Source organism: Pseudomonas sp. GD04158, from assembly GCF_029834875.1.
Taxonomy (GTDB): Bacteria; Pseudomonadota; Gammaproteobacteria; order Pseudomonadales; family Pseudomonadaceae; genus Aquipseudomonas; species Aquipseudomonas hydrolytica.
This window is the reverse complement of sequence record NZ_JAODYT010000071.1, coordinates 1-20,503: the sequence shown is the minus strand read 5'-3', so window position 1 is coordinate 20,503 and position 20,503 is coordinate 1. Positions and strand designations below refer to the sequence as shown.

Sequence of the window (20,503 nt, the reverse complement as noted above, 5' to 3'; positions counted from 1 at the left end):
TGGTGATCGTGCTGTGCGACGAACGCGCGCTGAGCGACAACGCCGAGCAACAACTGACCCTGCTCGCGCGGCATATCGATCTGCTGCTGCTGCCCTTGTCCGACCCGCTCGACCACGCCCTGCCTGCCGCCGGCCTGCTGCGCTTCACCCAGGCCGACGCGCAGCTGGAGCTCGACAGCCATAACGGCGATCTGCGCCAGGCCTACCGCGCCCAGGCGCAGGCACGCGAAGCGCGCTGGCAGCGCCTGGCGCAGAAACTCGGCGTGCCGCTGCTGCCGCTGAGCACCCAGGCCGAGCTGGTCGAGCAGCTGCAGGAACAGCTCAGCGCACTGCGGCCGAGGAAGGTGGTATGAACCCCATCGACCAGCTGCTGCCGCCGATCGATCCGCCGCCCGTGCTCTGGTGGCCGCCCGCACCGGGCTGGTGGCTGCTTGCCGTGCTGCTGCCCCTGCTCGGCTGGGGGCTCTGGCATCTGCTGCGACGCTGGCGTCGGCGACAGCGCAAGGTGGTTGTCGAACAGCCCCTCGACCCGCTGCGCCAGGCCGCCCTGCAGGAGCTGGCGCAGTTGCGCAAACCCTACGACGGCGCCGCGGCCGGCCCCTGGCTGCAGCAGATCAACGCGCTGCTCAAGCGCCTGTGCCGCGAGCGCTACCCGGATAGCCATAGCCATGTGCTGAGCAGCCGCGCCTGGCTGGCCTTTCTCGACAACCGCTGCCCGGCGGCCGGCCTGACGCGCTGGATGATCCTGGTGGAAGGCGCCTACAAGCCGCAGTGCACTCTCAGCGACAAGGCCATAGGCGAGCTCGACCAGGCCATCGCCATCTGGATTCGCAAGCATGTTTGAGCTCGCCTGGCCGTGGATCTTCCTGCTCGCACCGCTGCCCTGGCTGCTGCGCCTGCTGTTGCCGCCGGCCGACAGCGGTGATGCGGCGCTGCGCGTCAGCTTCCTCGACGAATTGCAGGCGCTCAGTGGACGCCGTGCCCGCGCCGGCCTGCCGAGCTGGCGCCAGCAGGCACCGCTGGCCCTGCTCTGGCTCCTGCTGCTGTGCGCCGCGGCCCGCCCGCAATGGGTCGGTGAACCGCTGCCGCTGCCGGCCAGCGGCCGTGACCTGCTACTGGCGGTGGATGTCTCCGGCTCCATGGCCTACGAAGACATGCACTGGGACGAGCAGCCGATCAGTCGCCTGGAACTGGTCAAACGCCTGCTCGGTGACTTCATCGAGGACCGCCGGGGCGATCGGGTCGGCCTGATCCTGTTCGGCAGCCAGGCCTATCTGCAGGCGCCCTTGACCTTCGACCGCCACACCGTGCGCACCTGGCTGGACGAAGCCATGATCGGCATCGCCGGCAAGAACACCGCCATCGGCGATGCCATCGGCCTGGCGGTCAAGCGCCTGCGCCAGCGCCCGGCGCAGAGCCGCGTGCTGGTGCTGATCACCGATGGTGCCAACAACGGCGGCGAGATCGACCCGATGGTCGCCGCGCAACTGGCGGCCGAGGAAGGTGTGCGCATCTATGCCATCGGCATCGGCGCCGACCCTCGCCAGAGCGGTGTGCTCGGAGCCTTCGGCTTCAGCGCGCTGGACCTGGACGAAACCAGCCTGCGCGCCATCGCCGAGGCCACCGGCGGCGAGTACTTTCGCGCGCGCAATCAGGCCGAGCTGACCCAGATCGAGCTGACCCTGGATCGTCTCGAGCCGGTCGCCCAGCAGCCCACCCTGGCCCGTCCGGCCAAGGCCCTGTATGCCTGGCCGCTGGCCCTGGCGCTGCTCGGTTCGGTGGTGCTGGCAGGTCGTACGCTCTGGCCCGATCTGCCCCTGCGCCTGCGGAGGCGCGCATGAGCCTGCTCTGGCCGGACTGGCTGCGCCCGCTGTGGCTGGCGCTGGTGCCCCTGCTGGCCTGGCTGCTCTGGCGGCTGTGGCACCGCAAGCGGCAGAGCGGGCGCTGGCAGCTGCTGCTGCCGGAAGCCTTTCACCAGACCCTGCTCAAGGGCGGTAGCGGCCGCACCAGCAAGCTGCCCTGGCTCGCCCTCGGTCTGGCCTGGGCACTGGCGCTGCTGGCCCTGCTCGGCCCCAGCTGGCAGCGCGTCGAGCAGAGCAACCAGAAGCCGGCCGACCCGCTGCTGGTGCTGCTGGAACTGACCCCGCAGATGCTCGCTACCGACGGCCCGCCCAATCGCCTGGAGCAGGCGCGGCGCAAGCTGCTCGACCTGCTCGAAGCCCGGCGCGACGCGCAGACCGCGATCATCGTCTACGCCGGCAGCGCCCATGGCCTGGTGCCGCTGTCCGACGACCTGGCCACCAGCAGCAACCTGCTCGAAGCGCTCAAGCCGTCCCTGATGCCCGAACCGGGCCGCCGCGCCGATCTGGCTGTGGTCCGCGCCCTGCAACTGCTGGATCAGGCGCAGCTGGGTCAGGGACGTCTGCTGCTGATCACCAGCGCGCTGGACGAGCAGGAGCGCAGCGGCATCCGCCAGGCACTGGAGAAACGCACGGTGCCGCTGCTCATCCTCGGTGTCGGCAGCCGCGAAGGCGCGCCGGTGGTGCAGGAAGACGGCAGCTTTCTCAAGGACGAGCGCGGCGCCATCCTGATTCCCCGCCTCGATGCCCGCGGCCTGCGTGAGACCGCCGAGGCGCATGCCGGGCGCTACGCATCGATGCGCCTGGATGACGAGGACCTGCGCCGCCTCGGCCTGCTCGACAGTCCGCAGGCGCTGCGTGCCGCGGGAGAGCCGACCCAGCTCGATGCCCAGATCGATCAGGGCTATTGGTTGCTCCTGCCGCTGCTGTTGCTGGCCGCCCTTGCCGGGCGCCGTGGCTGGCTGTTCTGCCTGCCGCTGCTGCTGATGTTGCCGCCGCAGGCCAGCCACGCGTTCAGCTTCGACGATCTCTGGCTGCGCCCGGACCAGCAGGGCCAGCGCCTGCTCGACGCGCAGCGCCCCGCCGAGGCGGCGCAGCGTTTCCACGACCGCCAATGGCAGGGCACGGCACTGTACGAGTCCGGCGATTACGCCGCCGCGGCCGAGCGCTTCGCCCAGGGCGACAGCGCCGCGGATCACTACAACCGCGGCAACGCGCTGGCCAAGGCCGGCGAACTGGAGGCGGCGCTGGACGCCTTCGAGCAGGCGCTGGAACGCCAGCCCGACCTGAGCGCCGCACAGCACAACAAGGCCCTGGTCGAAGAGGCGCTGCGCCAACGCGAACAGCAGCAGAGCTCGGCCGACAGCGACCAGGCGCAGCAGGCGGAACAGGACGGCGAATCCGACGCGGCCAACGAATCTCCAGCCAGCCAGGGCAACGAGCCCCAGCCAGGCCAACCGGCGCAGCCGAGCAAACCGGGTGAGCCGGCGGGCGGTGACGAAGCGCAAAGCGCCGATAACGGCAACGACAGCGCCGCGCAAACGTTGCCCCAGACCGGCGAGCCGCAGCCGGCGAACGACAGCGAGGTGCTCGAACGCCCACGCGGCGAAGCCGACCTGGGCAGCGCCGACGAACGTCGCCAGGCCCTGGAGCAATGGCTGCGGCAGATCCCGGACGATCCGGGCGAGCTGCTGCGGCGCAAATTCTGGTACGAACAGCAACAGCGTCAGGACCCAAATCGATGAAGCGTCTCGCCATCCTGCTTCTCCTACTGGTCGCGGGCCAGGCCAGCGCCGAGGCCTTCTTCGCCAGCGTCGACCGCACCCGTCTCAGCGAGGGCGAGACCGTGGTGCTGACCCTCGAATCGACCGACCCCACCCGCTTCGGCCGCCCCGACCTGAGCCCCCTGGACGAGCACTTCGAGATCGTCGGCAGCCGTCAGGTCAATCGCCTCAGCAGCATCGGCGATACGCCGCGCGCCAGCACGCGCTGGATGCTGACACTGCAGCCCAGGCGCAGTGGCGAGGTGGTGATTCCGCCGATTCGCCTGGAAGACGCCGAAACCCTGCCGATCACGCTGCAGGTCGAGGCGGCCGGCGAGCGCGGCAACGGCGAGAAGCTGGCCCCGGTGTTCATCGACGCCAGCCTCGATCAGGACAGTGTCTACGTGCAGGCCCAGGCCGTACTGACCCTGCGCATCTACCATTCGGTCTCGATGTATGACGACAACAGCCTGACCCCGCTGCAGATGAAGGATGCGCGCATCGAGCAACTCGGCGAGCCGCGCACCTACGAGAAAAGCATCGGCGGCGTGCGTCACGGCGTGATCGAACTGCAGTACGCCATCTACCCGCAGCGCAGCGGTGAGCTGGTCATTCCCGGCCAGACGTTCAGCGCCACCCTGGTCGACCGTTCCGGCGGCAGCGATTTCCTGCCCTTCGGCCCCCGTTCGGGTCGAGTGTCGCGAGTGAAGTCGCCGGACATCCCCCTGCAGGTCAAGGCCAAACCCGCCGACTACCCCGCCGACGCCCCCTGGTTGCCGGCTCGCGCCCTGGGCCTGGCGGAAACCTGGAATCCGCAACCGGAGCAGAGCCAGGTCGGCGACTCGCTGACCCGCCGCCTCATTCTCAAGGTCGACGGCCTCTCCAGTGCGCAGCTGCCACCGCTACCGGCCACCCAGGTGGAAGGGCTGCGCCGGTATCCCGACCAGCCGCAACTGAGCGATCAGAAGAGCGAAAACGGCGTCATCGGCACGCGCGAGGAACGCGAGGCACTGGTGCCCAGCCGCAGCGGCAGCTTCGACCTGCCGCCGCTCGAAGTGGTGTGGTGGAACACCCAGACCGACAGTCTGGAGCGCACCACCCTGTCGGCGCGCACCCTGCAGGTCGCGGAGAACCCGCAACTGCAGAACGAGGAACAGCCCAACACGCCGATGGTGACGACTCAGGTGATCGAGGGTCCGGAGCTGTGGCCCTGGCAGCTGGCGTGCGCCCTGCTCAGCCTGAGCACCCTGCTCGGCTTCGGCCTGTGGTGGCACGCCCGCCGGCAACCGGCGATCCAGCGTGCCGCGCAGAGCGGGCCCAGCCCGCGCACCCTGCTCGACGACATCAAGCGTGCCTGCCAGACCGGCGATGCCCAGGCCACTCGACATGCTCTGGACGCCTGGGCACGCCAGCAACCCGAGACCCTGGCCGACATGGCAGCGCGCTACGTGCCGCTGTCGGATGCGCTGGACGGCCTCAACGGCGCGCTGTACAGCGAAGTGGGCCAGCAATGGCAGGGCGAGGAACTGTGGAAGGCGATCCGCAACCTGCCGGCCGCCCAGGAGCCGAGCAGTACGCCACAGGAAAATGGCGCGCTACCACCGCTCTATCCACGCTGATAGGCGTCCCGTAGGGTGCGCCGCGCGCACCGCCCAATTGGCCATGCCGGCACTGTTCGCGCTCTGCCATGCTCGGCAACCGATCATCCGCCCTGGCCGGTAACCGCGCATTCAGTCGCCGGGACAGAGCCCCGGAGTTTATCCGGGCTACGGACTGGATCGGGCAGGAACGGCCAACGAAACAACCTGCCCCCATTCCGTTGGCTTGCATATGCCCGATGCGTATGGCGCACCCCACGCGGAGGGAGATGCGACCTGGGTAGGGTGCGCCGTGCGCACCGACTGCCGCGACAGCGAGGCCTTCTCGTCAGCGCCAAAGCCATAAAACAAAAACCGCGGCACTCGGCCGCGGTTCTCGTTTTACGCAAAGGGCATCAGGCCTTGGCGCGCAGCTTCTCCGGGTTGATCAGGAAGCGGGCCAGGGCCGGCAGCAGCCAGATCGCGCCGATCATGTTCCAGAGGAACATGAAGGTCAGCATCAGGCCCATGTCGGCCTGGAACTTGATCGCCGAGAAGATCCAGGTCGCCACGCCGATGGCCAGGCAGACGCCGGTGAACAGCACCGCCTTACCGGTGGACTTGAGCGTCTCGTAGTAGGCGTCCTGCAGCGACAGCCCCTGACGCAGGTAAGTCTCCAGACGGCTGTAGATGTAGATGCCGTAGTCCACACCGATACCCACGCCCAGGGCGATCACCGGCAGGGTGGCGACCTTCACGCCGATGCCCATGAAGGCCATCAGCGCGTTGCCCAGCACCGAGGTCAACACCAGCGGCAGGATCACGCACAGGGTCGCGGCCAGCGAACGGAAGGTCAGCAGGCACATGATGCTCACCGCGGCATACACGGCGATCAGCATGGTGGTCTCGGACGCGGCGATCACCTCGTTGGTGGCCGCCTCGATACCGGCGTTACCGGCCGCCAGCACCACCTGCAGCTCGTCGGTGTTGTGCTGCGCGGCGAACTCCTCGGCCGCGGCTACCGCGCGCGACAGGGTCTCGGCCTTGTGATCCTCGAGGAACACCAGCACCGGTGCCACCGAGCAGTCGGCGTTGTACAGGCCTTCGGCACGGGCGATGGAGTTGTTCAGCACGTCCTGGTTGCGCGACAGGGTTTCCCATTTCAGGTTGCCCTCGTTCATGCCCTTGATCACCTGCTTGGACACGGTAACCATGGAGATGGCCGACTGCACGCCCTCGGTGTTCTCCATCTTCCACATCAGCTCGTCCATCGCGGCCAGGCTGTCATAGGTGGAGCAGCCCTCGGGGCCGGTCTTGATCATCACCACCAGCACGTCGGAACTGGTCGAGTAGTTGCGGATGACGAAGTCGTTGTCCAGGTTGTAGCGCGAATCCGGATGCAGCTCGGGAGCGCCCTGGTCGAGATCGCCGATCTTCAGGTTCTGTCCATACCAGACGCCACCAGCCAGCGCCACGACAGCGATGACCACGGAGATCGGTGCCACCATCGGGTGAGCGAAGTTGGAAATGGCGCGCCAGATCGGATGATCCTTGGCAGCCTCCTCACGACTCTTCTTCACCGCACGCTTGCCGATGCCGATGTAGGAAATCAGTACAGGCAGCAGAATCAGGTTGGTGAGGATGATCACCGCCACGCCCATCGAGGCGCCGATGGCCAGCTCGCGAATCACGCCGATGTCGATCAGCAGCAGGGTGACGAAACCCACGGCGTCGGACAGCAGCGCCACCAGGCCGGGGATGAACAGCTGACGGAAGGCCATGCGCGCAGCGGAGAGCGCGTCGGTCGCCTCGCCCGAGGCCATGGCGATGCCGTTGATCTTCTGTACCCCGTGGGAGATACCGATGGCGAACACCAGGAACGGCACCAGCATCGAATAGGGATCGAGACCGAAGCCCAGGGTGTGCAGCAGGCCGAGCTGCCAGATCACCGCGATCAGGGTGGTGATCACCACGGCCAGGGTGCTCTTGAAGCAGTGGGTGAACCACAGCAGCAGCACGAAGGTGATGCCGATGGCGACGGCGAAGAACAGCGCCACGCCCACCAGGCCATCGATCAGGTCGCCGACCTTCTTGGCAAAGCCGATGATGTGCACCTTGACGTTAGGATTCTGCGCCTCGTACTTCTCGCGAATCTTCTCTTCCAGCTCGTGGGAGAACTTCTGGTAGTCCAGCTTGATCAGCTTGCTCTGATCTTCCGGGTCCGGATAGGACTCCAGCAGCGGCACGTCGACGATGCTGGACTTGAAGTTGTTCGCTACCAGACGGCCGATCTGGCCGGACTTGAGGATGTTGCTGCGTAGGTCTTCCAGGCTGTCGGCGGAACCGTCGTAGGTCTGCGGAATCACCTCGCCACCGGCGAAGCCCTCTTCGGTCACTTCGGTCCAGCGTACGCTCGGGCTCCACAGCGACTTGAGACCGGAACGGTCGACGCCGGGGATGTAGAACACCTCGTCATGAACCTGACGTAGGGTCTCCATGTATTCCTTGCTGAAGATGTCGCCCTCGGTGGCCTCCACCGAAATCCGCACGGTATTGCCCAGGTTGGACAGGTCGTTGCGGTGCTCGAGCATCTTCTGGATGTAGGGGTGGCCCAGCGGAATCATCTTCTCGAAGCTGGTCTGCGGGCGTACCTGGGCAGCCTGGTAGAACAGGAAGATGCTGATCAGCAGGCAGATCAGGATCACCGCCGGGCGATTGTTGAAAATCAGCCGCTCGAGAAAGGAGGCAGGCTTGTGTTGATGCTTGGTCATGCAAAGGCTCCCGGCTTGTTATTGTTGGCCCAGATCGGCGCCAGTCGAGGCGGCGAGGTGAACGCCGCCCTGCCCCACCAGGATCAGGTTGCCGTTATCCAGTGCAGTTACCCCGGCCAGCGAGAGGCGGTCGGGACGATTGATCAGACTGAAGCTCTGACCGTGATCCGTGCTGCGCAGCACGGTGCCGCCATGGCCGACCACGGCGACGCTGCCGTCACGCAGCAGGGTGCCATCGGCCAGGCCGAACTCCAGCGGACCATTGTTCGGTGTGTTGAGGGAGATCTGCTGCCAGCTGTCACCGAAATCGGTGGAGCGGAACAGGTGGCCACGCAGGCCGTAAACCAGCAGCGTGCCGGCCTCGTCCGTACCCAGGGCGCCGAACAGCGAGCCCTCGTAGGGCTTGTCCTCCACCGCTTCCCAGGTTTGGCCCCAATCGCGCGAACGGAACATGCCGCCCAGTTCGCCGACGATGAACAGGCCGGTCTCCTTCACCGCGGTGATGGCATTGAGGTGATAGGCGTCTTCGTTGTCGAGACGGTCGCTGACGTCTTCCCAGTTGGCACCGCCATCTGTGGTTTCCAGCAGTGCGCCATAGGCGCCCACGGCGTAACCGGTCTGAAGATCCTTGAACCAGACGTCCAGCAGCGGCGCTTCGCGCTCGAGGTCCTCGAACTGCTTGGTCCAGGTCTTGCCGCCATCGGTGGTCGCGAGAATCTGCGCGTCGTGACCGACCACCCAGCCATGCAGGGCATCGACGAAAAACAGGGAGGTCAGCATCTGCCGGGTCGGCACCTTGGCCTGCTGCCAGCTCTGACCCTGATCGTCGGAATAGAGGACATGGCCACGGTCACCGACGGCAACCAGGCGCTCGCCGGTGTTGACCACATCGAGCAGCAGGCTGTGCACGGCCTTGGGCGACTCGATGGCATAACCCGCTTCTGGAGCCGAGGTCTCGGCCTGCAAGGGTGCGGCAGCAAGAACCAGAATGGAAAGCACACTGCACAGCGAGAGCGCTTTAGCCAGCGGCGAATGGACACGGAGCGCCGGTTTGCGCGCCACGGTGGACGCCAGACCGGACTGGGTGCGCCGCATGACGGGCTCACTCATATACCTTCCCCCTTTCTTGTTATAGGCGGTGCTACTTATTCCGCCCATCCTAGCGAGCTTCGGAAAGCCCTGACAATTGGCGCGACGTTATGTTTTGTTAAGGCAGAACCCGCGTTATAGAAGCCTATTCGTCCAGCTGATGCAAAAAAGGCCGCTACTACTGTAGCGGCCTTCGCATACGACTACACGACTATTATCGCGTGCCGCGACGACGCAGGGCTGCCGGCTTGAAGTAGCCGTCGTCCGGAATCGCCTGACCGAAGTCGATGGTGTTGCTCTCTTCGTTATCCAGGTTCTGCACGTGGTAGCGACGCGCCTGCAGATCGTGGAACACGTCGAGTGCGGACCAGGTGGTCGGCAGATCGTAGTAGTTCTTCAGGTAGGCGATGGAGACGCGCCACAGCTCGCCACGACCATCGTACTGATCGACCACGGCGGCCTGCCAGCTGTCCTCATCGAGGAACAGGGTACGCTTGGAATAGATATGGCGAGCGCCGGACTTCAGCGTGCCTTCCACCACCCAGACGCGGTGCAGCTCGTTACGGGTCAGGGCCGGGTTCAGGTGGCCGACCTGCAGCAGGTCCTTGTACTTAACGTCGGGGCTGGTGACCTTGTAGTTGTTGTACGGGATGTAGATTTCCTTCTTGCCTACCAGCTTCCACTCGTAGCGATCCGGAGCACCGTTGAACATGTCGGTGTCGTCGGCGGTGCGCAGACCGTCGGCGGCGGCGATCGGCGTGTCGTAGGCCAGGTTCGGCGCACGACGCACGCGACGTTGACCGGCGTTGTAGCCCCAGGCCTGACGCGGCTCCTTGACCTGATCCAGGGTCTCGTGAACCAGGGTCGCGCCACCGGCCAGACGTGCCGGGCTGGTGGTGAACGACAGGTAGTAGAACATGATGTTGTTCAGGTCGGCGAAGGAGCCGTTCTGCACGTAGTACTTGAACATGGCCTCCTGCTGCGAGGTGACCAGCGAGTAGGAACCGTTGCGCTGCACGGCTACTTCCGATGCACGACGCACGATGTAGGTGCCGCGGTAGCGGGCGATGTGGTTCCACAGAGCCTCGACGCCGTTCTGCGGAATCGGGAACGGAATGCCGCCATAGGCGTTGGTGAAACCGTTGCCGCCATCGGCCAGCTTGGCGCTGGTGGCGTTCTTGATGGTGTTGTCATAGACCCACTGCGGCGCGGAGCCGGAGCGGCGGGTCTGGTACACCGGCATCTGATAGGTTTCCGGATAGGCCTTGAACATGGCGATCTGACCCGGGGTCAGGTTGGCCTCGTACTGACTCAGGTTGGCCGCGGTGATGGTGAACAGCGGCTTGTCTTCCGGGAACGGGTTGACGTGGTGCTGGCCCGAGCGGGTGTAGCCGGCCGGCGCCTGGGTGATGCCACCGGTCCAGGCCGGGATGGTGCCGGCCGCGTTGCCGGCCTTCTCGGCACCGAAGGGAGTCAGGGTATCGCCGAGTTTGGCGGCTTCCTGCGGGGAAACGGCAGCCAGCGCGGAACCGGCGGAAAACGCCAGCGCAACGGCTACGGCCATCAGCCTGTGCTTGTTCAGCATGGGTAATTCTCCGTGAAGAGTCTGACCGGGCGCCCAACGGCGCCCGGCGTTTTTTCTGGTTATGGGTATTAGAACGAGTACTTGACGTTGACGCCGATGTTGTCGCGATCACGCGCGCCGTTGTTCTGGCCAGCGCCGTAGAACTCGGTGTACTGGATCTCGGCTTCCAGGCTGTTCAGGTAGCTGGCGCGCATACCCAGGGTGTAGGCCTTGCGTCCTTCGATGAAGTTGCCGGTCTGGTGCGAGTTGCCTTCGAAGTCATGCTTGAACACGGCGAACGGCGACAGGTTCACGCCGGCGTAGACGTCGTTCCAGGTACCGGACAGCACCAGGGTGTAGCCGTAGGCGTTCTTGTTGATCTGGTCGTCGCGGTCGTAGCCGGAGACGTAGGAGCCATTGCCGCGGCCGGAGTAATAGCGGCGACTGCCATCGTAAGCGGTGTATTGCAGGCTGCTGCCCCGAATGTGCTCCGAACCCAGCTCGGCTACACCGAACAACGAGTCGAAACCGAACGAGGGGCCGAAGTTGTAAATGGTGCCCAGCGAGGTGTTGAAGGCCTCGACCCGCTCGGAGTTGTGGATTTGATCATTGATATCGACCAGTTGACCGCCGATGTTGACCTGACGACCGTCGGCCAGATAGGCCGCCTGACCAAGCAGATCACCGAGCAGATCGTTGGTGGTGGCGATACCGATTGGCAGATTAGGACGGTAGGACAGCTCACCGAACACCGAGGCCTCGCCGACCGTGGTGTTGAAGCTCATGCCGTACATGCGGATATCTTCGGCATACTCGCGGCGGGCGTTGACCTGGTTGGCTACGTCTACCGCGGCGGCACCGTTGACGAGGCCGAGCACCTGAGCGGCGGCGGCATTGCCAGCGGCGGCCTGCACCAGCTGGTCGTAAGAGGCGAAACCACCCAGCCCCGCCAGTTGGTCAATGTTCAACCCCGCATAAGTGGAGTTGATATCGGCGTAGATGGTAGGTTCCTTCGCGTGGTAGTTGACGAAATAGAAGCCGAACTCTGTGGAGTTCAGTTCCTCGGCGATATAGCGGAATGCAATGCCGAACTGGCCATCGTTCTTGGCGTTGATGTCGGAGCCGACACTGGCCACCTTGATAACGCCGTTGCTGTCCAGATAATCGGTGCCCTGCAGACCGGCGAAATTGGAACCTGCCAGGGTGGGATAGAGCGACTGGAACAACGGATTGGATAGCGCGCCTACCGTTGTGTAGGCGGTATTACCACCATCGGCAAACAGATCGGTCTCGGAGAAATAGGTGCCCACCGGGTCGATCGCCGTTTCCTTCCAGTTGAACTGATAGAAGGTTTCCATGGACAGGTTGTCAGTCAGGCCGATGTTGAAGCTCAGGGCTTCAACCGGCACCAGCACTTCCTTCACTTCCGAGCCCGGCAGGCGGAACTTGGCGGCGTCGACCGGGTTGGTGGTATTCACGCCGCCGCGGTAGAACAGACCCTCACCCCAGTTGAACACCTGCTTACCCAGGCGACCGGAAACCGGCATATCGGCCACGTCCCAGTTGCCATAGACATAGGCGTCGAGGATCTGCGCATCACGGCCGGCCTTGTGACGTGTCTCGTAGGTGAAGCTGTTGTCGCGCGGGAAGCTCTGGCTCGGCTGCGCCGGGGTGTTGTTGTCGTAGTAGTTATTGCGCTTGTCCATGATCTGAGTGTCATAGAAAGCGGTACCGCGGATGAATACACCGTAGTTCTGGTAGGAGGCTTCCAGATCGGTGGTGATCTTGAATACTTCGGAAACCAGGCCGGTATCGAAGTTACGGTTGCCGTCGTTGGTGTTGATATCGTTGTTGGTCTTGTCCTGACCCTGCACGCGCCACAGCTGGCCGTAGGAAACGGTAGTGTCGATGGAACCGGTGATTTCGTTATCGGCGAAGCTGAACTCCACCGCCTGGGCCTGAGCGGCAACCAGCAAAGGCAGAACGCCAGCCAACGCATAGCCGGCCTTGGCCGGTGCAAAACGCAGAACGGGCTTGCGGGACTTAATTTCCATCGAGACATTACTCCGAGGACAGATCATTCTTTTGGGCGATCCCCTATGCCGGGGCGCGATGTGCCGTACTGGCGACGGCTTCTGTTTTTATTTGCTGCGGATGTGCAATGACTGATGAGCACTTACCCGCGGCTAAATCCTGCTCGGCTTTGCAACCATGGTGCCAATTCAAACAGGTGTATCAGCGCAAACAGGCTTGGGAGAGCTGTTGGCCGGTTTCTTTTCGTGACTGATCAGCCATTGACCAATGCGTCAGAAAAAATGGCGCATCTTGTCCTACGATCCGACGCTTTATGTCGCTCTGCATGCCCATTGCAGCGCAGCGGAGCGACGAAGATCGTCTCGCTGTCAAGCAGCGAAGCCCGAATCTAAGTGTGCAAGCGCATAAAGAACTGCAGGCATATTTCATTGGGTAACAAAAAAGTGTTACCCGCCAGAGACCGGTAACACTTTTTCGAGAGCAGAACCCGTCTTAGGCGAGGCTTTTGCTCACTACCTCATAGACGTCGCTGGACAGCTCACCGGAGGCGAGGATGCGCTCCAGCTCGGCCTTCATCAGCGCCTGGCGGGCGTCGCCGTACTTGCGCCAGCGGGTCAGCGGCGCCAGCAGGCGCGAGGCGATCTGCGGGTTGAGGGCGTTGAGGGTGATCACCTGATCGGCGAGAAAGCGGTAGCCCGCCCCGTCCGCGCGGTGAAAGTTGATCAGGTTCTGGTTGGCGAAGGCGCCGATCAGCGCGCGCACCTTGTTCGGGTTCTTCAGGGTGAAGGCCTCGTGCTGCATCAGCGCGTGCACGCGCTCCAGACCGCCGGGCAGCGGGCAGCCGGCCTGCACGCTGAACCACTGATCCATGACCAGGGCATCGTCCTTGAAGTAGTCGGCGAACATGGCCAGGGCCTTGCCCTGCTCGTCCTGGAACGGCGAGTTGACCAGCACGGCCAGGGCCGCCAGACGCTCGGTCATGTTGTCGGCGTTTTCGAACTGCTCGACGCAGGCCGCCAGCACTTCGGCTTTCTCGCTGAGCATCAGATAGGACAGCGCGATGTTCTGCAGGCTGCGACGGGCGAAGTGCGCCGCCTCGGCCACGTAAGGCGTGGCTTTGGAGACTTCGCGGTTGGTCTGGTAGCGCGCCCACAGCGGGGCGAACAGCGCGCTAGCCAACTCCTTGCGGGCGAACTCGCGTGCGGCGTGGATGGCTTCGACATCGGCCACTTCGCTGATCTCGGTCAGATACGCCTCGCCCGGCAGCGAAAGCATCTCGGCGACCATGGCCTGATCCAGCGACTCGTCTTCGAGCAGGGTACGCAGCGCGGTGACCAGGCGCTGATCCAGCACCAAAGCCTCGCCGCGCTGGTGCTGGCCGATCAGCTCCTGCAGCACCTGTACCGATAGCTGCTGGCCCGCCTCCCAGCGATTGAAACCATCGCTGTCGTGCTGCATGAGGAACATCAGCTGATCGCGGTCATAGGGGAAGTGCAGCTTGACCGGCGCACTGAAGCCGCGCAGCAGCGACGGCAGCGGCTTCTCGGCGATGCTTGCGAAGGTGAAAGTCTGCTCGGCTTCGATCACCGACAACACGCGACTGGTGCCCTGCGCCGCGCCTTCGCCCTGCAGGCGCAGCGGCAGCTCATTGCCTTGGGCATCGAGCAGGCCGAGCGCCACGGGAATCACGAACGGCAGCTTCTCGTTCTGCCCCGGCGTGGCCGGGCAGCTCTGGCGGAAGGTCAGGCTGTAGGTCTGCGCGGCGGCGTCATAAGCCTCGCTTACCTCCAGGCGCGGCGTGCCGGCCTGGGTGTACCAGCGCTTGAACTGGGTCAGGTCGATGCCACTGGCATCCTCCATGGCCTTGACGAAATCGTCGCAGGTCACGGCCTGGCCGTCGTGGCGCTCGAAGTACAGGTCCGAGCCCTTGCGGAACAGTTCCGGCCCGAGCAGGGTGTGAATCATGCGCAGCACTTCCGAACCCTTCTCGTAGATAGTCAGGGTGTAGAAGTTGGAGATTTCCATGTACGCGTCCGGGCGCACCGGATGGGCCATTGGGCCGGCGTCCTCGGCGAACTGATGGGTACGCAGGTAGGCAACGTCCTCGATGCGTTTGACGGTGCGCGAGTGGGTATCGGCGGAGAACTCGCTGTCGCGGAACACGGTGAAGCCTTCCTTGAGCGACAGCTGGAACCAGTCGCGGCAGGTCACGCGATTGCCCGACCAGTTGTGGAAGTACTCGTGCGCCACCACCGCCTCGACGCGCTGGTGCGCGGCATCGGTAGCGGTCTCGGCCTTGGCCAGCACGCAGCTGGAGTTGAAAATGTTGAGACCCTTGTTCTCCATGGCGCCCATGTTGAAGTCGTTGACCGCGACGATCATGAAGATGTCCAGGTCGTACTCACGGCCATAGACCTCCTCGTCCCATTTCATCGAGCGCTTGAGGCTGTCCATGGCGTGCTGCACCTTGTCGATGTTCTCCGGCTCGACGTAGATGCGCAGCGCCACTTCGCGACTGCTCATGGTGGTAAAGCTGTCTTCGACACACCAGAGGTCACCGGCGACCAGGGCGAACAGATAGGCCGGCTTCTTGAACGGGTCTTCCCAGGTCGCCCAATGACGGCCGCCCTCTTCCGAACCGCTGGCAATCGGATTGCCGTTGGACAGCAGCACCGGGTAGGCATGCTGCTCGGCGCTGACCGTGGTGGTGAACTTGCTCATCACGTCCGGGCGGTCGAGGTAGAAGGTGATCTTGCGAAAGCCCTCGGCCTCGCACTGGGTGCAGAACATCTTGCCGGACTTGTACAGGCCTTCCAGCGCGGTGTTGCTCTCCGGGTGAATGCGCACGCTGCTGTCGACCACGAAGCGCTCCTGGGTCGGCTGCAGGGTCAGGTGGCTGTCGGTCAGGGTGTAATCGGCCGCCCCCAGCTCACGGTCGTCGAGCTTGAGTTCCAACAGCTCCAGTTGCTGGCCATCGAGCACCAGCTTGGGCAGGCCGGCGCCAGCTTCGGGGTTGCGACGCATGACCAGCTGCGCATGCACCAGGCTGTGATCCTCGAACAGCTCGAAGGTCAGGTGGGTTTCGTCGATCAGGTAATCGGGAACCTGATAGTCCTTCAGATAGACGGTCTTGGATTGTTCGGTGCGCATGGCTCTTGGCCTCTCGTCTGCGGCGCGCCGGGCGCCGGTGGCAATCGGGTGTCAGGCGGCGATCTCGTGGATGGCCAACTGATAGGCGGTGTACTTGCGGATATTGATCACGCCGGTGTCGAACATCAGGTACTGGCCCTTGATACCGAGCAGGGTACCCTCCGCCAGGGGCTGCTTGTCCAGATTGAAGCTGGTGATCTTGGCCGGGTAGGCCGCGATGGGGTAACGAATCTCCAGCACTTCAGCGGCGCTCAGCGGCTGGACGGCTTGCAGGCCGAAACGCTGCTGCAGTTCGGTGATGCCCGCGGCACAACTGGCAAACAGTTGCTCGCGAATCGCCAGCAGGTCGACCGGTACGGCATCGCCCTTGAGCAGCGCGCGCCAGTTGGTCTTGTCCGCCACCTGGCTGCGCAACAGGTCCTCGACGAAACCGGACTGCTGCCGGGTGGCCACACGCAGGATCGGCAAGGCCTGGGTCGCGCCCTGGTCGATCCAGCGCGTCGGCACCTGGCTGGCACGAGTGATGCCCACCTTCACGCCGCTGGAGTTGGCCAGGTACACGACATGATCGGTCATGCAGAACTGCTCGCCCCAGCTCGGTTCGCGGCAGGTGCCCTGATCGAAATGGCACTTCTCCGGGCTCATGATGCAGATATCGCATTGCGCCAGCTTCTGCATGCAGGGGTAGCAGTAGCCCTGGCTGAAACTGGTCTTGGTTCTGCGCCCGCAGTGCGTGCAATGAATGGCGCCGAGGTATTCCAGGCGCAGGTGCTTGCCCACCAGCGGGTTGACCGGCACCTCCTCATCGCCCAGGCGGAAGGCGTACTGCACCGGCGCGTCCAGCCGCGCCTTCATCTTGCTCAGCGAGCCACGTCCCAGCTCGCTCATCAGTGCAGGGTATCCGTGGACTTGAACAGCAGGTTCGGCACCGGCTCGGACTTGGACTTGCACTCCTGCGGGCCCATATAGCCGGTGCGCTCTTCTTCCGGCAGGTTCTGCATTTCCCAGGCGATCATCGCCTGCAGGCTCAGCTCTTTCTGCTCCTGGGTCAACTTGCGGCCATCGGGCCACTTGCCGATTTCCACGGCCAGCTTGAGGCTCTCGTAGATTTCCGGGGTGATGTTTTCGATCGCTTCGAGAAAGGACGACATAAAGGTCTCCAAGTAAATCGTAGGGCGGATGAAACCCGCCAAAATGCCGCGATGGCGGGTTTCACCCGCCTCACAGGCTTTAAATCGTTCGTCGGGCCAGCATACCGCCAAGCAACCCGGTCAGGCAGCCGGTGAGCAAGCCGCCGACATGTGCGGCGTTGGCGATGGCGCCGAACTGCAACAGCTCGAAAATGCCGGTCATGCAGATCAGCAGCCAGGCCAGCATCATCACCAGCACGCCCGGCGGCAGACGATAGGCCGGGTTCGGTGCCAGGCGCTGGTAGATCCAGCAATGCCCGAGCAGGCCGTAAAGCACGCCGGAAAGCCCGCCGAACAATGACGGTCCCGTCCACCAGTACTGGGCGAAATTCGACGCCAGGCCGAACAGCAAGGTCAACCCGAGCAGCCCCAGGGCGCCCTGGCGGAACTCGATACGCCGGCCCAGCTCCCAGTACCACAGGCTGTTCATCGCCAGATGCAGCCAGCCGAAGTGAATCAGCATCGGCGTGATCAGGCGCCACCATTGACCGCTGCCCAGGGTGGCATCCAGATAGGTCAGGTAGATGTGCTCGCCGTCGATGCGAAAGTCGACGAAGCTCAGCCAGCGGATCGCGGCATAGTTCTCACCGGCAGCGGTCACGGCGAACACCACGAAGGTCAGCAGCAGCACGGCGGCCGTGAGCGGATTGGCCAGCAATTGCCTGAGCATCCCCTCACGCGCCGGCTGGACGGGCTCGGGCAGTAGCTCCCCAGCCTCGCCGTCGGGATGCCGCGCGTAGAGCTCACGTACCTGCTCGGCCAGCTGTTCGCCCGGCACCCAGAGCACCTGCTGCCCGCCCTCCTCGGCCACGCGATGCGGCACGCCCAGGCGCCTGAGCAAGGCCACGAAACCGCTCAGATCGGTGTCCAGCGGCAGGCGCAGCACGGCGACGGCGGTCATCGCGGCGCCTCCTGCGGATCGACATCGACCCAGACGAACTTGCTCGCCTCCAGGCGCTGCTCCCGGTCCAGGCGGTAGGCCACCAGCTTGCCGCCGACCACCGCGCTGTAGTCCAGGCAGGCCAGATTGGGCCGGATCGGCGCGGGCTTGCCGCGCCGCCAGTAGTGACCGACGAACAGCGGCGGTTCATGCGCCCCATAGCGCAGCAACTCGTCCTTCTGCAGCTCGGTCAGGGGCGTCTGCGCCGCCAGCTCCGGCAGGGCATCGGGCTGAAACACGATATCGCCATAGGTCTGCGGGTTCTCTTCCCAGAACTTGGTGCGGAAGTAGGAACGGGTAAAACCGTCGCCGCTGGTCAGGGTCAGGCCGTGCGGCAGGCGCATGTCGGTGCCGCGCAGCAGGCGATCGAGCGCCATGTTGGCGAAACTGCCAGGCACCGCCGAGGCCTGCAGGAAATGCTCGTCGATGCAGCCGTCGGGAAATTGCGCCTTGAGCGGTGCGATCAGCTCGGCGTCCCAGCAGGCATGCACCACGCGGAAATCGCCGGCGTCGAGAAACAGCGGCATCTGGTAGAACCAGCCGAGAAACTCCCGCCACTCCTGCGGATAGAGTTCGAACTGCTGCAGGGTTTCACGCATCAGGCGCTGGTGGCGCGGGCTGTGCTCGCGCACGTACTGACGACCGCTACCGGGTGGCGCCGGCGTGCTCCAGCCCAGGGCGTTGAATTCGTGGTTGCCCATGATGCACAGCGCCTGGCCGGCATCGACCATGTCACGCACCAGGTGCAGGGTCTCGCGGATGCCGGGACCACGGTCGACCAGATCGCCGAGGAAGATCGCCATGCGCGAGGGATGGCGCCAGGTACCACTCTGGCGACTGTAACCCAGGCGCTCGAGCAAGCGTTCGAGGGTGCGCGCGCAACCGTGGATGTCGCCGATCAGGTCGTAGCCACGAGCGGGGTCGAGGGGCATTCAGTCATGCCCTCCGAGACGGCTACCCCAGCCGAGCTTGGTGCGACAGACCTCGTAATAATTGTGATCCAGCGGATGGATCAGGCGCAGCTTCTGCGCCTTCTTGGCCACGTGCAGGGTATCGCCCGGCGCGCAGGTGAAGTGGTTCTGGCCGTCGCAGGAGACCTGCGGGTAGATGGTCATGTCCGGCGACACCACCACCTTCAGCTCGCTGTTGCCGTCGACCACGATGGGCCGGCTGGACAGGGTGTGCGGGTACATCGGCACCACCACGATGGCATCGAGCTTGGGATGCATGATCGGCCCGCCGGCAGACAGTGCGTAGGCGGTCGAGCCGGTCGGGGTGGCGACGATCAGGCCGTCGGCCTTCTGGCTGCAGACGAACTGGCCATCGATGTACAGCTCGAACTCGATCATCCGCGTCGACTTGCCGGGGTGCAGTACAACGTCGTTGAGCGCATCGCCCTGCCCGATGGCCTCGCCCTGGCGGCGCACCTCGGCCTCGAGCAGGAAGCGGTTCTCGGTCAGGTACTGACCTTCGAGCACCTGTGCCACCTTCAGTTCCAGCTCATCGGGGCGGATGTCGGTGAGAAAACCCAGGCTGCCGCGGTTGATCCCCAGCACCGGCACCTTGTGCCGCGCCAGGGCGCGGGCGGCGCCGAGCATGCTGCCGTCGCCGCCGACGACGATCACCAGGTCGCAGACTTCGCCGAGCATCTTGCGCGAGGAAGTCTGCAGGCCGTGCCCAGGCAGCACGTCGGCAATGGTGTCCTCGAGGATCACGTGCAGGTGGCGGTCGATGAGGAAGCGCTTGAGCCGGCGCACGGTCTCCAGCACCCGCGTGCTCCCCAGGCGCCCGATGATGCCGACATTGCGAAATTGCTCCATGGGACTCCCGCCAGACAGAAAGGAACGAACGGGGATTATCGGCCAAAGGCCTGGGCCGCAGCAAACCGCGCTATGCTCGGCCCATGACCAACCTCGATCCGCTGCCCGAACTGCTGCGAGCGCTGCGCACGCCTGCCGTACGCGATCTGGCCTGGGTGCTGCTGTCGCCCCCGTTGCTGGGCGAGACGGCCAGGCCGCAGCGCCACCCGCTGCAGGCCAGTCGCTGGCGGCAACAGCCGGGTTTGCTCGGGCAATGGCTCGAGCGCCAGGACCAGGACCCGGATGCCCTGCACGGCTGGCTGGCGCAAAAACCCGCGCGCCGCCTCGGGCTGTACTACGAACGCCTGTGGCAGTTCGCCCTGCTCGCGGCTCCCGACGTGGAAATCGTCACAGCCAACCTGCCGATCCGGCACAACGGGCAGACGCTCGGCGAGCTGGACCTGCTGCTACGCGACGCTGAAGGTGAACATCATGTGGAGCTGGCGGTGAAGCTCTACCTCGGCCCCAGCGCCGCCGACGGCAACGACCCCGCACAATGGCTCGGCCCGGGCAGCCATGACCGGCTCGACCTGAAGCTGAGCCACCTCGCCCAACATCAGTTGCCGCTATCCTCGCGCCGTGAGGCGCGCGGCGCCCTCAATGAACTGCAGATGGCCGAGACAAGGGCTGCCTTCTGGCTGGGCGGCTACCTGTTCTATCCTTGGGCCGCGCCCTGCTCGTCGCCGCGCGGCGCATCGCTCGACCAC

Annotated in this window: 15 protein-coding genes and 1 pseudogene; 6 read left to right on the top strand and 10 right to left on the bottom strand. The window is 64.7% G+C overall.

The window, feature by feature from the left end:
* The 5 genes and pseudogenes from N7333_RS20100 to N7333_RS20080 form a co-directional block, all read left to right on the top strand.
* Positions 1–353 (top strand): annotated as a pseudogene (locus N7333_RS20100) (DUF58 domain-containing protein); the annotation flags it as partial.
* Positions 350–844 carry a DUF4381 domain-containing protein gene (locus N7333_RS20095; RefSeq protein WP_148117770.1) on the top strand — a complete coding sequence of 165 codons (495 nt, stop codon included), beginning with the start codon at positions 350–352 and terminating at the stop codon, positions 842–844. The pseudogene N7333_RS20100 and the gene N7333_RS20095, both read left to right, overlap by 4 nt.
* Positions 837–1,841, top strand: a complete 1,005-nt coding sequence (locus N7333_RS20090) for a VWA domain-containing protein (RefSeq protein WP_012019100.1) — start codon at positions 837–839, stop codon at positions 1,839–1,841. The genes N7333_RS20095 and N7333_RS20090 overlap by 8 nt, the downstream gene beginning before the upstream one ends.
* Positions 1,838–3,604 (top strand): VWA domain-containing protein, encoded by a 1,767-nt coding sequence (locus N7333_RS20085; protein WP_279859304.1) that lies wholly within the window; start codon positions 1,838–1,840, stop codon positions 3,602–3,604. The genes N7333_RS20090 and N7333_RS20085 overlap by 4 nt, the downstream gene beginning before the upstream one ends.
* The gene (locus N7333_RS20080) at positions 3,601–5,241 is read left to right on the top strand and encodes a BatD family protein (protein ID WP_279859303.1); all 1,641 of its coding nucleotides are present in this window, start codon (positions 3,601–3,603) and stop codon (positions 5,239–5,241) included. The genes N7333_RS20085 and N7333_RS20080 overlap by 4 nt, the downstream gene beginning before the upstream one ends.
* Before the next feature lie 374 nt (positions 5,242–5,615).
* Here N7333_RS20080 and N7333_RS20075 read toward each other — a convergent pair whose 3' ends face one another.
* The 10 genes from N7333_RS20075 to N7333_RS20030 form a co-directional block, all read right to left on the bottom strand.
* On the bottom strand, positions 5,616–7,970 hold the full coding sequence (locus N7333_RS20075) for an RND family transporter (RefSeq protein WP_003244414.1): 2,355 nt from the start codon (positions 7,968–7,970) through the stop codon (positions 5,616–5,618).
* Between the two features lie 18 nt (positions 7,971–7,988).
* Entirely contained in the window at positions 7,989–9,065 is a 1,077-nt protein-coding gene (locus N7333_RS20070; RefSeq protein ID WP_279859305.1) for a YCF48-related protein, read from the bottom strand.
* A 208-nt stretch (positions 9,066–9,273) separates the two neighbouring features.
* Positions 9,274–10,644: a DUF1329 domain-containing protein gene (locus N7333_RS20065; protein ID WP_003244411.1), complete on the bottom strand. Its 1,371-nt coding sequence runs from the start codon at positions 10,642–10,644 to the stop codon at positions 9,274–9,276.
* Between the two features lie 68 nt (positions 10,645–10,712).
* Positions 10,713–12,677 (bottom strand): DUF1302 domain-containing protein, encoded by a 1,965-nt coding sequence (locus N7333_RS20060; RefSeq protein ID WP_003244409.1) that lies wholly within the window; start codon positions 12,675–12,677, stop codon positions 10,713–10,715.
* Positions 12,678–13,149: 472 nt separating this feature from the next.
* Positions 13,150–15,807, bottom strand: a complete 2,658-nt coding sequence (pepN, locus tag N7333_RS20055) for an aminopeptidase N (protein ID WP_279859301.1) — start codon at positions 15,805–15,807, stop codon at positions 13,150–13,152.
* Between the two features lie 51 nt (positions 15,808–15,858).
* Positions 15,859–16,695: a DUF2797 domain-containing protein gene (locus tag N7333_RS20050; RefSeq protein WP_279859300.1), complete on the bottom strand. Its 837-nt coding sequence runs from the start codon at positions 16,693–16,695 to the stop codon at positions 15,859–15,861.
* Complete coding sequence (locus N7333_RS20045; RefSeq protein WP_003244404.1) at positions 16,695–16,958, bottom strand: DUF1315 family protein; 264 nt, start codon at positions 16,956–16,958, stop codon at positions 16,695–16,697. The genes N7333_RS20050 and N7333_RS20045 overlap by 1 nt, the downstream gene beginning before the upstream one ends.
* 79 nt (positions 16,959–17,037) lie before the next feature.
* The gene (locus N7333_RS20040) at positions 17,038–17,898 is read right to left on the bottom strand and encodes a rhomboid family intramembrane serine protease (protein ID WP_279859299.1); all 861 of its coding nucleotides are present in this window, start codon (positions 17,896–17,898) and stop codon (positions 17,038–17,040) included.
* Complete coding sequence (locus N7333_RS20035) at positions 17,895–18,869, bottom strand: metallophosphoesterase (RefSeq protein WP_003244400.1); 975 nt, start codon at positions 18,867–18,869, stop codon at positions 17,895–17,897. Before N7333_RS20035 ends, N7333_RS20040 begins: the two co-directional genes overlap by 4 nt.
* On the bottom strand, positions 18,870–19,757 hold the full coding sequence (locus N7333_RS20030) for an NAD(+) kinase (protein ID WP_003244398.1): 888 nt from the start codon (positions 19,755–19,757) through the stop codon (positions 18,870–18,872). It lies immediately after the preceding gene.
* Positions 19,758–19,840: 83 nt separating this feature from the next.
* Between N7333_RS20030 and N7333_RS20025 the strand changes: the two genes are divergently transcribed.
* Positions 19,841–20,503, top strand: a 663-nt coding sequence (locus tag N7333_RS20025; RefSeq protein ID WP_279859298.1) for a DUF1853 family protein, incomplete at its 3' end; no start/stop codon positions are given.

Coding starts and splice junctions, on each gene's coding strand:
- N7333_RS20095 (WP_148117770.1), top strand. CDS start 350: ATGAACCCCATCGACCAGCTGCTGCCGCCGATCGATCCGCCGCCCGTG.
- N7333_RS20090 (WP_012019100.1), top strand. CDS start 837: ATGTTTGAGCTCGCCTGGCCGTGGATCTTCCTGCTCGCACCGCTGCCC.
- N7333_RS20085 (WP_279859304.1), top strand. CDS start 1,838: ATGAGCCTGCTCTGGCCGGACTGGCTGCGCCCGCTGTGGCTGGCGCTG.
- N7333_RS20080 (WP_279859303.1), top strand. CDS start 3,601: ATGAAGCGTCTCGCCATCCTGCTTCTCCTACTGGTCGCGGGCCAGGCC.
- N7333_RS20075 (WP_003244414.1), bottom strand. CDS start 7,970: ATGACCAAGCATCAACACAAGCCTGCCTCCTTTCTCGAGCGGCTGATT.
- N7333_RS20070 (WP_279859305.1), bottom strand. CDS start 9,065: ATGCGGCGCACCCAGTCCGGTCTGGCGTCCACCGTGGCGCGCAAACCG.
- N7333_RS20065 (WP_003244411.1), bottom strand. CDS start 10,644: ATGCTGAACAAGCACAGGCTGATGGCCGTAGCCGTTGCGCTGGCGTTT.
- N7333_RS20060 (WP_003244409.1), bottom strand. CDS start 12,677: ATGGAAATTAAGTCCCGCAAGCCCGTTCTGCGTTTTGCACCGGCCAAG.
- pepN (WP_279859301.1), bottom strand. CDS start 15,807: ATGCGCACCGAACAATCCAAGACCGTCTATCTGAAGGACTATCAGGTT.
- N7333_RS20050 (WP_279859300.1), bottom strand. CDS start 16,695: ATGAGCGAGCTGGGACGTGGCTCGCTGAGCAAGATGAAGGCGCGGCTG.
- N7333_RS20045 (WP_003244404.1), bottom strand. CDS start 16,958: ATGTCGTCCTTTCTCGAAGCGATCGAAAACATCACCCCGGAAATCTAC.
- N7333_RS20040 (WP_279859299.1), bottom strand. CDS start 17,898: ATGACCGCCGTCGCCGTGCTGCGCCTGCCGCTGGACACCGATCTGAGC.
- N7333_RS20035 (WP_003244400.1), bottom strand. CDS start 18,869: ATGCCCCTCGACCCCGCTCGTGGCTACGACCTGATCGGCGACATCCAC.
- N7333_RS20030 (WP_003244398.1), bottom strand. CDS start 19,757: ATGGAGCAATTTCGCAATGTCGGCATCATCGGGCGCCTGGGGAGCACG.